We start from the raw sequence: 13,327 nt of genomic DNA on the forward strand, positions 1-13,327 counted from the left end.
TCGTGGACCGCATTGGCAGTCCGGCGGAGCTGGAACCATGGATCGTCGAAGCCTCAGAGCTTTCTGATCCCGCGCAGCGTCGCGCTCTGCTGGCGCAGCGCCCGGACTTTCTCAGCCGCGAAACTTTCGACCAACTGTATCGCGGGGTCATCGCCAACCTTCGCGCCAACCTGGAGCGGTCAGAGCGCCTGGCGGAAGCCTGCCGCTGGATCGCCGTGGAACTCAACGATCCTTACATTTCCGCCAAGTGCGCCCGCGCCACGGGCCACGTGGTCTCGCTCAAGGGCAACTATCGCGAGGCCATCAAGGAGTATGAGACCTCCATTGCCGGGTTTGACGCGCTGGGGTCTGATTTTGACGCGTCGCTGACCATCAATGGAGCGCTGCAAAGCCTGATTTACGATGGTCAATATGAACGGGCTCTGGCCCTGGGCGCCAAGGCCCGCGCGGTGTTCGCGGCGCACGGCGACCAATTGCGACTGGCACGACTGGACAGCAACGTTGCCAACATCTATTACCGCCAGGACCGCTTCCGCGAAGCCCAGGAGCTTTATGAGAGCGCGTACCGCGACTTCCTCACCTGCGGCGAGCCCATGGACATCGCCATCGTCCTCAGGAACCTTGCGGTTTGCTACATTAGCCTGAACGAGTTCGCGCTCGCCCAGGAAACCTACCAACTGGCGCGGCGGCATTGTGAACAGCATGGCTTTTCGCTGCTGGTGGCGGAAGCCGATTACAACATTGCTTATCTCCACTATCTCAAGGGCGAATACCTGCGCGCTATCGAGATGTATGACCAGACGCGCAACTTCTGTCTCACCCTGGGCGACAAATATCATCAGGCGCTCTGCGATCTGGACCAATCCGAAATCTACCTGGAGCTGAACCTGACCGAAGGCGGCACCGAGCTGGCACAACAGGCGTTTCTGGCGTTCCGCCAACTGGGCATGCGTTATGAGGCGGCCAAAGCGGCCACGTTTTCCGCCATCGCCGTCAGCCAGCAGGGGCATTATCGCCAGTCGCTGCGCGTCTTTGATCAGGCGCGCGCGCTGTTTATCGAAGAGCTGAACCGGCTCTGGCCGGCGCTGATTGATCTCTACAAGGCGCTGGTGCTTTACGAGGCCGGACAAGACGACGAAGCTGAAGACCTGGCGCTTTCGGCGCTGGAGTACTTCGGTCCGTCCTTGCTGCCGGCCAAAGCCGCGCTGTGCGAATTGCTGCTGGCGGCCATTGAAGTCCGCGGCTCAGACGCCGACGAAGCCCGCCGTTATTGCAGCTCTGCGCTGTCCCGCTTGCTGCATATTGATTCCCCGGCCACTTACCAGGCGTACTTCATGCTGGGCCAGGCGGAAGAAACCAGCGGCAACACTGAGCTGGCCCGCCAGGCGTATGAGAAGGCCTATCACAAGCTGGAAGACCTGCGCAGCCACCTGGGCAAAGAAGAGCTGAAGATCGCGTTTCTCAAGAACAAACTCACGGTTTACGAAGGATTGGTCGTAACTTCTCTGGCCGTGCACTCGCTGGCCTGCACCGAGCACGACACGTTCGAATACATAGAGCAGGCCAAATCGCGCAGTCTGGCGGACTTGATCGCTTTCCGCGCTTCCACGCTCACCGGCCGCACGCTGGAACAGTCGCCGGCCATGGCCCAGTACCGCGACCTTCGCCAAAAACTGAATTGGACCTATCACCAAATCGAGTTGCAGGAACTCAGTCCGGAAGGGGACACGCACCAAGCGCGCATCGCGCAGCTGCGTCTTCAGGGCCGCGAATACGAAGACGCCCTGGTCAAGGCCTTTTCTCACCTGCAAAGCACTGACGTTGAGTTCGCCAATCTGCAGAATGCCAAGACTATTTCCGCCGCCGAGCTGCAGCGCGTCCTGCCCCCCAATACCCAGATGTTGGAGTTCTACCTGGCGCGCAACCAGTTTTACGTATGCCTGGCTTCGCGCGACCGCCTGAAGATTCTGCCGGTGGCCGATGCCGGCGCCGTGCGCACCAAGCTCCGCCTGTTGCAGTTGCAACTGGCGAAATTCCGCCTGGGCGATGACTACATCAAACCCCGCGAAAAGTCGCTCTTACAGGCCACGCAAGCCCATCTGGAGGAACTGTACGATCTGCTCATCCGGCCCATCCGCAGCCAGCTCCAGGCGGCGAATCTGGTGATAGTTCCCCACAGCTTTCTGCACTACTTGCCGTTCCATGCATTGTCGGACGGTCGCCGCTGTCTGATTGATGATTTTTCCATTTCGTATGCTCCCAGCGGCAGCATCTTTGCTATTTGCCAGGAAAAGGCTTTGCCGGAAGGACCGGGAGAGACCCTGGTGCTGGCCGTTCCCGACGCGCGCGCTCCCTATATAGAAGAGGAAGGCCGGTTCGTTGCCGCCAGCATGGACAACGCGCGGCTGTTCCTGGGCGAAGAAGCCACCGAGGAGCGTTTGCGCACCTACGGTTCGCAGAGCCGCTACATTCATATCGCTACGCACGGCTATTTTCGCCAGGACAATCCCATGTTCTCCTCCATCCGGCTGGGCAACTCGCTGCTGAGCTTGTTTGACCTTTACCAGTTGCAGTTCAATGCGGAACTGGTCACCCTGAGCGGCTGCGGGACCGGGATGAACGTGGTCATTGGCGGTGATGAACTGATCGGCTTGGTGCGCGGGCTGTTGTACGCCGGCGCCCAGACCCTGATGGTGAGTTTGTGGGAAGTTCACGATCAAAGCACGGCTGAATTCATGAGGGATTTCTATGCCGCGTATCGCGAACTGCCCAACAAGGCACAAGCCTTGCAGCGTGCGGTTGCTAATCTAAGGCAAAAGCGGCCTCACCCTTACTATTGGGCGGCGTTTTGCTTGGTTGGTAAGTTTTCTTAAGGAAATAAGTAAAGCTTTGTAAAGTCTGAGATATCTATATTTTTAGCCCTGCTTCTGACTCTTGTATTACAGAAGCAGGCTCATCCGTCGACTGCTAAAAAGGGGAACACAGACCCGGAAGCTGTGTTCCCTTTGGATTTAATAGAGACGAAAAAGAAGATATGCCTCAAGCCGCGCGCCATTTCGATATCACTGAGTGGGCTGATTACGCCAGGAACCTGGCTCCGCCCGAGCAACAAGGGCAGATGTTGGCCCATCTTGCCGCTGGATGTTCCAAATGCGGAAAGATTGAGCAGCTATTTCTGAAATTTGCAAAAGTCTGCGCCCGTGAAGGCGCATACCAGATCCCGGAGAGCACAGAGCGGCAGGTGAAAGCTCTGATCAGCATAGGAAGGGAGCCGCGTCGCTCCCCGCTGCAGCGCATGTTCGCCTCTCTGGTGTATGACAGTTTGAATGATCCCCAGCCGGTAGGAGTCCGCGGAACGCACCAGATCAGCCGCCAAGTGCTGTTCCATGCCGGCGAGTACTCGGTTGATCTGCGCTTTGAGCATGAAAAAGGCTCGGCCAGCATGGTTCTGGTAGGACAGATCTCCAACCAGAACGCCCCCGAGGATCCCATGGCCCACCTGCCGGTGATCCTGTTGGCAGGCCAGCGCGAATTGGCCCGCTCCATGAGCAACTCATTCGGTGAATTTCAGATGGAGTACGTCCCCGATACTGATCTCCGTCTGCTGGTGCCGCTGGAATCTCACGGGCAAGAATTAGAAGTCTTGCTGGGGCAGGCGCCGCAGGCTTAAGTTTTTTGGAGCCAAAAGACAATCTGTAAGTGGAAGTTCTAGACATGAGGACACTGCGTCTTTTCGTCATTTTCGGCGCGTTGCTGGCGCTCGCGTTACCCGCGACGGCACAGACCAGCTACGTCCTCACCATCCCCGCCACCGTTGACGTCCAGAGTTTCGCAGCCAGCCACGGCCTGACCGTGGTCCGGGAAATCCATGATGGGACGAACTGTGTCTATGTTGTGACTTCCGCCTCCTCGGATGTGACGGGCGTTGAAACCGAAGTGGAAACAGATGTTCGGGTCACCAGCTTTGAGGCCAACGCGCCCATCTCCCTGCCCGAGACCCTGAACGGCCTGACCGGTCCAGTCCTGACCCAGTCTACCGCTGGGATTCTTGAAACTCTGCCCGGTCGCACCCTGGTCACGTTTTTCGGCAGCACGGTACCCAGCAACTACATTACACAGACCGCCACCACGATTATTCGGCTCCCGGACGCGCGCGCGGCGTATCCAGTCACCGGCGCTGGGATCATCGCCATCATTGATACCGGCGTAGACCCGCAGCATCCCGCTCTGGCCGGCGTCCTGGTGCCGGGGTTCGATTTCGTCCACAACACCAGCGGCATTCCTTCTGAGTTCAGTGACGCCGCCCTGATCAACCAGTCCACGGCCGGGATCCTGGAACAGTCCACCGCCGGCATTCTGGAGCAGTCCACCGCCGGCATTCTGGAAGCACAGAACGTAGTTCCCTTGAATTCGTACACGGCCGCCATTCTGGACCAGTCCACGGCCGGGATTCTGGAAGGTTTGGTTCCGCAGGATTTCGGGCATGGCACCATGACCGCGGGTGTTGCGCACCTGATTGCGCCTACGGCGAAGATCATGCCGCTCAAAGCCTTCACGATTGACGGCATGGCCACCGCCAGCGACATCATCCGCGCTATCTATTTTGCGGCTGACAACGGCGCCAACGTCATCAGCATGAGCTTCAGCATGCCGGCCAATTCGCCCAGCCTGCAGGCTGCAATTCAGTACGCGCTGGGCAAGAACATCGTAGTGGTTGCCTCATCCGGCAATGACGGCCTGAAGACCCTGGTTTATCCGGCAAGCATTGGCGGAGTACACGGCGTAGGCTCTACCACCAACGCTGATGGCCGCAGCGCGTTTTCCAATTATGGCTCCGGAGTTGTGCTCCTGGCTGCGCCCGGTGAAGGCGTGATTACCACCTATCCCGGCGGCAACTACGCTGCGGGATGGGGGACTTCTTTTAGCGCTCCCATGGTGGCTGGAGCGGCTTCGCTGGTCCTCCAGGCGCGTCCGGCCAGCAAGCCGGGTGACGTGCTCAACGCTCTTTCCAAGGCCAAGCAGATCAGCGATATGGGCTACGGCCGTATTGATCTCTATCAGGCCCTCAACAGCGTCATAGGCGGCTCGTCATCAATCTCTGGGACATCCGGAAGCAACACCAGCGGCAGTACCAGCGGTGGCTCCTCCAAGCCGTAATTCCGCCCCTTCACGTTGACCTTCTCCGCGCTTTTGTGACCACTTTTGCTCACCTGCACAAATTTATTAGCGTCTTTAATCCACTGGTAACCTTAGGACACTTGAACCGGCGAAAAAAGGCCAATCTTGGATCAGTCCACCTTCCCCAAAGTCTTCCGGCAAGCCCAGCGTCTGCTGACGATATGTCAACAAACCATGCATAAGACCTTTAAAAACATAAGCAATCAGTGGTTATTCGTAAAATACTTTAACCGCTGATTTCTAGTTGCAGTTTCGTCTCCAAAGCGTCCCTGAGTTTGCCCAACATTAAAGCCGAAACAAGGGCTGGACACTGTGGCTATACTGTCCTCGCATCAAGGCCAGCCTTCTGAGAAGGCAGGGTTTTACCTTTCGGCGTCGCGACGGAACGACCGCCGGAAAAGAAGATTGACGGAAAATGTTGAAACACAGATTATTGCTAACTATTTTGCAGGCTGTTTGCTTGCTGGGGAGTGCCTCCCTGCTGGCCCAGGACAAGTTTGTCCTGGTGACCTCGCCATCCAAAGTGAGCGATGTGTGCGGCAAACATGGCTTGACACAAGTTTCCCAGGTCTCCAGCAGCTCCTCCGCCGGGGTTTACCTGGTTTCCACCTTTTCCGTTGATCCCACGATAGCTACCGATTCCTCCGTCACCAGTTTCGAGCCCAACCGGGCCCTGGGCGTACCTGAGCTCTCCGGCGCTACCATCGCAAGCCTGACCCAATCCACCGCCGGAATCCTTGAGACCCTGCCGGGACGGACAGTGGTCAGCTACTTCGGCGCCAGCGTACCGAGTAACTATGTGCAACAGACAGCGGCCGCGATCGTCCGCCTGTCAGACGCGCAGGGCTCCAAGCTTAGCGGCACAGGAATTGTGGTTGCGATTATTGATACCGGCGTGGACCCCAGCCATCCTTTGCTGAGTCCGGTGCTCGTCCCTGGATTTGATTTCACGCGTAACCTGAGCGGCTCAGCGTCTGAGCTGCTTGATCTGGACCCAACGGTGGCCGCGTCCTTGACCCAGTCCACCGCGGGCATCCTGGAAGGCCAGAACCTGGTCCAGTTAAATGCGTCCACGGTGGCCATCCTGACCCAGTCCACCGCCGGCATCCTGGAAGGCATCGTTCCCAAGGCCTTCGGCCACGGCACCATGACGGCGGGTTTGGTCCACCTGGTCGCGCCTGGCGCAAAGATCATGCCGCTGAAGGCGTTCAGCGCAGACGGCAACTCTGACCTGTTTAACATTATCCGCGCCATCTACTACGCTGCCGACCACGGGGCCAACGTCATCAGCATGAGCTTTGAGATCACCCAGAGCTCGCCTGCGCTGCAGAACGCCATCCAGTACGCCTTGAGCAAGAATGTGGCGATTGTGGCTGCCTCCGGCAACGATGGCCAGCAGATTCTGGTATATCCCGCCGCTTACGGCAATGTGATCGGCGTAGGTTCCACCAGCAACCAGGACGCCAAGAGCGTCTTTACCAACTTCGCCACCAACGCTATTTACGTAGCGGCTCCGGGAGAAGGCGTAATCACCTCGTATCCTGGCGGCAATTACGCTGCGGGATGGGGGACTTCGTTCAGCGCCCCTCTGGTGGCCGGCGAAGCGGCGATGCTGCTGCAGGCGAAGCCGACAATGCATCCTGGTGACGTCGCCAACGCGGTATCTCATGCCCAGGCAGTGCAGCAGATGGGCCACGGACGAATTGATCTCTGCCAGGCGTTGATCGGCTTGAACCTGGGACCGTGTCCCGCGAGCTCAACCACAACTTCCAGCACAAGTGGCAGCACGTCGGGCGGGTCTACCGCGCCGTGAGCCGCTCGCGGATTCGACAAAATCAGCCCCGCCGCATGGCGGGGCTTTTTCACGCACTTTCCCGGCGTTGGAGCAGCGTTGTCCGGGGGATTACGCGAATCTCAGAATGTGGCGCCCACTTGCGCTTAGCGGCGGAAGAAGCTGTCAGCTTTTCCAGCCGCGGCTTACTTACGGACATACAGCAGCATCGTGCTAACGGACAAGAGTGAGAGCGCTTTCGCGCAGTGGCGAATGGCTCCCGGCCCCGCTGCGAAAGCCAATAGGTATTGCGCCATCGCATCATTTACAATTTTTTACAACTCAATCGCCCAAAACATAAGAAGATTCATGTTGCCAAAGGCTGCCGCCCGGTGAGTTTGCGCCCGGACTTGTTTCCCGAAGCTTTTTGGATCAAAGGCGGCCTGTCACACGCGCGGCGCCACCCGTAGCGATGGAAGAGTTCTAAAGCTTCTGCCCGCTCCTTAAACGTGCCGGGCACACAACTGAAACGCATCTGCAACAAGAAGGGGTCACGCATTAGCGCTGTTACTGAAATCCTGGAGCCCCCGCAGCTCGCTGGTCGCCCTGGGGCGGAAGCGAATCCTGCCCTGGCTTGGCGCTACCAATTGGCGCTGGTAGCCATAGCCGCTATCGTGTTCGTCGGCTGCATGGTCTCACCGCCTGGCTTGATGGACGACGTGGACGCGGCCCATGCGCAGCTGGCGCGCAACATGGTCCACTCCGGCGACTGGGTGGTCCCCCGTCTCGACGGCATCGCCTACATGGAAAAAGCCTCGCTGCCGTACTGGCTGATCGCCGTCTCGTATCTTGCGTTCGGAGCTCATGATTGGGCGGCGCGTCTCCCCTTTGCGCTGGCCGCAGTGTTGCTGTGCTGGGTTACTGCTCGCTACGGCCGCTGGGCCTTTGGCGAGCGCGCGGGATTCTACGCCGGGTTGGTCCTGGCCACCTGCGTTGGCCTGTTTCTCTTCACTCGCATTTTGATTCCTGACGCCATGCTGGCCCTGTGCATTTGTCTGGGCCTTTGGGCCTTTCAGCGCGCACTGAATGAAGATGGCGACGAGTCTCACCCCCGCCGCTGGGCCGCTGTGATGGCTGCCAGCCTGGGCGTGGGTGTGCTGCTCAAGGGGCTGATCGCTGTGGTCATTCCCGCCGGCGCTGCGCTGCTTTACCTGGGATTGACGCGTCAGATTTTCTCGCGGCAAAGCTGGCGGCGGCTGCACTTGCTGAGTGGAGCGCTGATTTTCCTGGCCATCGCCGCGCCCTGGCATGTTCTGGCCACACTGCGTATGCCTCCGTACTTTGCTTCCACCATGCACAGCGCGCCCGGCGAGTATCACGGCTTCTTCTGGTTCTATTTCATGAATGAGCACGTCTTGCGCTTCCTGGGCCAGCGCTATCCGCGGGACTACAACACCGTGCCTCGCGTCGCTTTCTGGCTGCTGAACCTGGTGTGGCTGTTCCCCTGGACCGTTTATCTGCCGGCGGCGCTGAAGCTGGACTACCGGTCCGCAGCCCGCGACAGCCGCACCCGTCTGCTGGCCTTGTGTGCGATAGCGTTTTTGTTGGTCTTTTTCACCTTTTCCACCACGCAGGAATATTATTCCGTGCCCATCTATCCCGCGCTCGCTCTGCTGCTGGGCTGCGCCATCGCCCGCGACGCCAACGGAGTCCAGGACCAGGAAGGCATCTGGCTCAAGCACGGTCGAAGGGTCCTGGGGGCGCTGGCGGCGGCCGCGGTCGTGGCCGTAGGGGGTTTGCTGTATGCGGTGCGGAATGTTTCGGCCATCGGTGATATATCACGGGCCTTGCGGCAGGACCCCAGTGCTTATACACTTTCGCTCGGCCACTTAGGGGACCTCACCATCCCCGCTTTTGCCTACTTGCGTGCGCCGCTCGGCTTGGCTGCAGGAGCGTTTCTGGTGGGCGCCGCAGGATCATGGCTGTCTTCCGGACGGCGCGCGATCTTCGCCCAAGTGGCTATGATGGTAGTGCTGTTCCACGCCAGCCGCATGGCCCTGACGGTGTTTGATCCGTATCTGGGGTCGCGCCCGCTGGCCGAAGCGCTGCTCCATGCGCCTGAGGGACGGTTGATCGTGGACGGCGCGTACTATCCGTACTCATCGGTGATGTTTTACGCGGATCGCCCGGCATTGCTGTTGAACGGCCGCAAGAACAATCTGGAATACGGGTCTTACGCGCCCGGCGCGCCGCAGGTTTTTATCGGCGATAGTGAATTTGTGAAACTGTGGTCGGCGGGTCCGCGCTGCTATCTGGTCACTGACGCCGGGCAACTGGCGCGGGTGGAGCGGCTGCTGGGGACCGAAAAAGTGCGTGAGGTCGCCGGCAGCGGCGGCAAATTGCTTTTGACTAATGACTTGTCCGGCGCGACTGCGGGCAGCTCCTTGGAGAAGGAGAACGTGCACGCGATATGGTAATCATTGAAGCCATCTTGTCCGTCCTGCTGGCCGGTTCGCTGGTGTATTGCGTGCTGGTCATGATCGCTGCGCAGCGCTACAAAGCCGTGGGTCTGCCCGCGCCCCAGCCCGGCCCCGCGCCCGCCATCAGCATTCTCAAGCCGCTGTGCGGGCAGGACGAAGGCCTGGAAGAGAACGTCCGCAGCTTCTTTGTCCAGGACTACCCGGATTTTGAAATCATCTTCGGCGTTCATCGCGCGGACGACCCCGCGGCCACGCTCACTGAACGCATCATGAACGAATTTTCCGGACGCGTGAACGCGCGGCTGGTGGTGACTGGAGAGTCTTCTATCCCTAACGCCAAGGCCTACAGCCTGGACCGCCTGGTGCGCGAAGCCAAACACGACTTGCTGGTGATGAGTGACAGTGACGTGCGCGTCAAACCTGATCTGCTCCAGCATCTGGCCCGCGAGTTCCAAGGCCAAAGCGAAGGTTCACGCATCGGGTTGATCACCTGTCCCTACGCTGCGGTGGCGGGGAAGAGCGTGTGGTCGCGCCTGGAAGCCATCGGCATGAACACAGAGTTGCTGGGCGGCGTGCTGGTGGCCCGCATGCTGGAAGGAATGCGCTTCGCCCTGGGCTGCACCCTGGCGGTGCGCCGCAGCGTGCTGGAAGCCATGGGCGGCTTCGGCTACTTGCAGGAATATCTGGCGGAAGATTTCGTCATCGGCCAGCGCGCCGCGCAAATGGGACACCAGGTGCTTCTTTCCTCCTCCGTCATTGAGCACCGCATCGGCAGCCAGAACATGCTGCCCAATCTCACCCATCGCCTGCGTTGGGCGCGCAGCACGCGGCGTTCGCGTCCCATGGGCTATTGGGGACAGATCTTCACGTATCCGTTGCCGCTGGCGCTGCTCTTGTGGGCCGCCTGGCCCAAGGCGTGGCCCCTGGTCCTGCTTACCTTGGTGTTGCGCGCCGGAGCCGCTGTGGCCACCGCCGCCGTGGTCCTGCGTGATCCTCTATTCCGCCGACAGTGGTGGCTGCTGCCGCTTCAGGACGTTCTCGGACTCCTGGTGTGGATGGGCGGCTTCCTGGGCGACACCATCGTGTGGCGCGACCGCAAATGCACCGTCCTGCGCGACGGCCGCCTGCACGTGAATACCTAGTCAAGTGCGTCGTTAATTGCAGGAGTGCGCCTTCGCACGGCCAGAGAATTTTCAAAGCAAATCTGCCCGTTTTCCCCACGGGTTGGCTTGCCCCTGCTTCAAGGGCGAGAGACAAAAACAGCTCCGGCCAACAAAACTGCTCGGCGAATTGCTTAGTGGCGAGCCTTCGCATTGATGCGCCCAAGTGCAAGAAGAACTGATAAGAGTTTTCACAGATTGGCAAATTCCGAAAATGAAGGCCGCGAAGCGGCGTAAGTCCTTTAGGGCACGTTGCAACTTTCAGTCGCTCGAGATTAGAAACAGCTTTTTTTAGGGAATCCCGAAATATTAGTAACTTTAAATATCAACATTAGAACTTCATTATTACTTTAGTTATAGTCGTGATATTGTGTGATAGAGCTCACATTATTCAGTATTTTGCCGTGATACTTTCCTCTGAGTTCACGGAGGAAAGCAAGTCATGTTACTAAGCGAAGGCGAATTCATCGGGGCATCAGTTCCGCAACACTTGTTCCTGATTCGCGAAACCTGCAAACAATGCCAGCACCCCGCGCACTTCACGATCCTCATTGTCCTGAGCGCGAGCAGCGCACAGGCCAGGAAAGTTCCGCTCTGCAAGAGCCATTGGGAGCAGGCGATAAAGGAAGTTCCTACAAATCCAGTTCCTACAAATCCTATGAAGAGACCCGAATATCCGCTGGAGTTGGCGAAGCTCATTCCCTTTCCGGAACCTGATAGTGAGAGGGCGGGATGTCAATGAGAGTTTCTGCGGCACCACTTACAGCACTGCTTTCTTCCGAGGATCGAGCAATCCAGTCCCTTTGCGGAAGGCTTCTTGAATCGAACGGATTCAATGTGACCCTGGCGGCGAATGCGGAAATGGCTGCCCGGCTATGCGGCAACGCGACGTTTGACCTGGCCATCTATGACCAGGATTGCTCCGGCGTGCTGGAACTGGCCGGCTCGCGCATGCCGATGAGACCGCCCCGCATAGTCATTGGCCTGATTGGATCTGGAAAGATGAATGAGGTCACGGGCAAGCGCATCCAGTTCATGGTGCAAAAGCCCTTTACCAGCAATATCTTGGCGAGAACCATCAGGGCTGCTTGTGGTCCCATTACATGGGAAAGGCGATTGAATTTTCGGCACCACGTTTCTATCGCCACTCTGTCCTGCAAATGGACCGATCAAGGTGAAACCCAGCCTCTGCAGGCTGCAACGATCGTCAACATAAGCGGGACCGGCCTTTGTCTGCAGACGGGAGAAATGCTGCCGCAGGGTGCGGCGCTTGAAATCCGTTTCCCGGTGCCCGGCGGCGAGATCATACAAGTTTCCGGCAACGTCATCTGGTCTCACCTTTCGGGCCGTGCCGGGATTTGTTTTACCAACATTGGTCCAGAACAGCACTTCCAAGCCTGGCTGAACTCACTGTTGTGTGAACACGCATCGCGTTGGAGCGATGAAAAAAGAGGAGAGCACGCGTCGATTGGAGTGGCCCATGCAACTAGGCAGTAACGAATTGATAGTTTTTTCAATTAGTCCGGCGCTTGAACCCACTTTGCCACATTGTAGTGAATGCGACAAGAGCGCCTGGAGAATCGTGGGCACGGTGGACCGCGGCATCAAGCAGGAAACTGCGCTTTGCGTTCGCCACTACATTGACGCCTGCTTGTCATTTCCAGCTCTTCAGTATCTGGAAAGGGAATTCCGATTTTACCCGTATGGTGTCCCTCTCTCCGCTGCGTTCCTGCCCCAGTTCAAATCGGATAGGGCGATATTCACTGCACGCAGCCTGCCAGCGGGTTGGACAGGGAACGAGGATCATCCCGCTGGCAATGACACGGATCATTCATGACGAGAGTTGCATCGAACATCGCAGCGACACTCGTGCTTCTTTGTGCCGCAACGTGCGCTCTTGCGCAGAACGCTGGCAATGGCGGGACCACCGGACAGAGCCGGCTCCATATCACGGTTCAAGTAGTACCAATGGTAATTACTCCAGCACCGGCTTCCAGGCCTCGGGAAGGAAATGCTGTGGTGTATCACCTCCCAATCAAACGGGAGCACATGAGTGTGACTGAGGAGCTACATTTCGTCTGGTTGGTGGGAGAGTCGGGCAGGCCGGAGCGGTGTTGGCTCAAGACAATTACCGTGGTGCCTGAATAGGATAGAAAGCTGTAGATCTCATTTGAGAATTCAAAACCCCAGCGCCGCTCTAACGCTGGGGTTTTTGCACTCTGAAGCTGTCGTGTTGGTTGGCTTACTTGGAACAACTGCTGGCCAGCATGTTGATCTTCTTCACGGTGATCACAACCGGTGCGTCGGAAGAGCCTGCTCCGCCCCCGGAGTTTTGATTCGAAGACTGCGAGCCGATGACCTGTATCTCATGTCCCACGTGCGGGCCCAGCTTGGCGCTGTCGCCTTCGAGCTGGTAGGTTTTGCCCGCCTTATCGGTCAGCGTGAAACTGTCGTTGGATCCGGCCAGGCAACCCTGGATGGTGGCATCATCCTTGGACGGCGCCGACTGTTCCGGGCTGGAGGTCTGCGGGTTCGCCGACGAAGTTTGCGTTGCGTTCCGTCCCGCGGGCTGCGGAGCGGACGGAGTTTGCTGCGCTGCTACCCACACCACGGACAACAGCAGGACGGCGGTGATCAGATAAGTCTTTTTCATTTTGCATTCTCCTGTGACCGCCCGGCCTTCCTGCGGCCGTGCGAGTCGTCAGAAGCAGCGCTTTGGGTTAGATCAAGATGCCGTA

The 13,327-nt window shown here is 58.5% G+C and carries 8 protein-coding genes; 7 read left to right on the plus strand and 1 reads right to left on the minus strand.

Features of this window, described 5'->3' with window-relative positions:
- Positions 1-2 precede the first annotated feature (2 nt).
- The 7 genes from LAO20_11205 (at position 3) to LAO20_11235 (ending at position 12,086) form a co-directional block, all read left to right on the plus strand.
- A complete protein-coding gene (locus LAO20_11205; GenBank protein MBZ5531988.1) occupies positions 3-2,873 on the plus strand; it encodes a CHAT domain-containing protein in 2,871 nt (956 codons plus the stop codon).
- 161 nt (positions 2,874-3,034) lie between these two features.
- Positions 3,035-3,670, plus strand: a complete 636-nt coding sequence (locus LAO20_11210) for a hypothetical protein (protein ID MBZ5531989.1) — start codon at positions 3,035-3,037, stop codon at positions 3,668-3,670.
- Between the two features lie 44 nt (positions 3,671-3,714).
- Complete coding sequence (locus LAO20_11215) at positions 3,715-5,157, plus strand: S8 family serine peptidase (GenBank protein MBZ5531990.1); 1,443 nt, start codon at positions 3,715-3,717, stop codon at positions 5,155-5,157.
- A 436-nt stretch (positions 5,158-5,593) separates the two neighbouring features.
- Positions 5,594-6,991: a S8 family serine peptidase gene (locus LAO20_11220; protein MBZ5531991.1), complete on the plus strand. Its 1,398-nt coding sequence runs from the start codon at positions 5,594-5,596 to the stop codon at positions 6,989-6,991.
- Between the two features lie 668 nt (positions 6,992-7,659).
- Positions 7,660-9,426 (plus strand): glycosyltransferase family 39 protein, encoded by a 1,767-nt coding sequence (locus LAO20_11225; GenBank protein MBZ5531992.1) that lies wholly within the window; start codon positions 7,660-7,662, stop codon positions 9,424-9,426.
- A complete protein-coding gene (hpnI, locus tag LAO20_11230; GenBank protein MBZ5531993.1) occupies positions 9,426-10,571 on the plus strand; it encodes a bacteriohopanetetrol glucosamine biosynthesis glycosyltransferase HpnI in 1,146 nt (381 codons plus the stop codon). Before LAO20_11225 ends, hpnI begins: the two co-directional genes overlap by 1 nt.
- Before the next feature lie 750 nt (positions 10,572-11,321).
- On the plus strand, positions 11,322-12,086 hold the full coding sequence (locus LAO20_11235) for a PilZ domain-containing protein (GenBank protein MBZ5531994.1): 765 nt from the start codon (positions 11,322-11,324) through the stop codon (positions 12,084-12,086).
- 745 nt (positions 12,087-12,831) lie between these two features.
- Here LAO20_11235 and LAO20_11240 read toward each other — a convergent pair.
- Complete coding sequence (locus tag LAO20_11240; protein ID MBZ5531995.1) at positions 12,832-13,242, minus strand: hypothetical protein; 411 nt, start codon at positions 13,240-13,242, stop codon at positions 12,832-12,834.
- Between the last annotated feature and the right edge of the window lie 85 nt (positions 13,243-13,327).

The sequence above is a fragment of the Terriglobia bacterium genome (assembly GCA_020072815.1).
Taxonomy (GTDB): Bacteria; Acidobacteriota; Terriglobia; order Terriglobales; family Acidobacteriaceae; genus Angelobacter.

Bases quoted from the DNA above. Each gene is read 5' to 3' on its own strand.
- LAO20_11210 (MBZ5531989.1), top strand. From the start codon at position 3,035: ATGCCTCAAGCCGCGCGCCATTTCGATATCACTGAGTGGGCTGATTAC.
- LAO20_11235 (MBZ5531994.1), top strand. From the start codon at position 11,322: ATGTCAATGAGAGTTTCTGCGGCACCACTTACAGCACTGCTTTCTTCC.
- LAO20_11215 (MBZ5531990.1), top strand. From the start codon at position 3,715: ATGAGGACACTGCGTCTTTTCGTCATTTTCGGCGCGTTGCTGGCGCTC.
- LAO20_11240 (MBZ5531995.1), bottom strand. From the start codon at position 13,242: ATGAAAAAGACTTATCTGATCACCGCCGTCCTGCTGTTGTCCGTGGTG.
- LAO20_11225 (MBZ5531992.1), top strand. From the start codon at position 7,660: ATGGACGACGTGGACGCGGCCCATGCGCAGCTGGCGCGCAACATGGTC.
- LAO20_11220 (MBZ5531991.1), top strand. From the start codon at position 5,594: ATGTTGAAACACAGATTATTGCTAACTATTTTGCAGGCTGTTTGCTTG.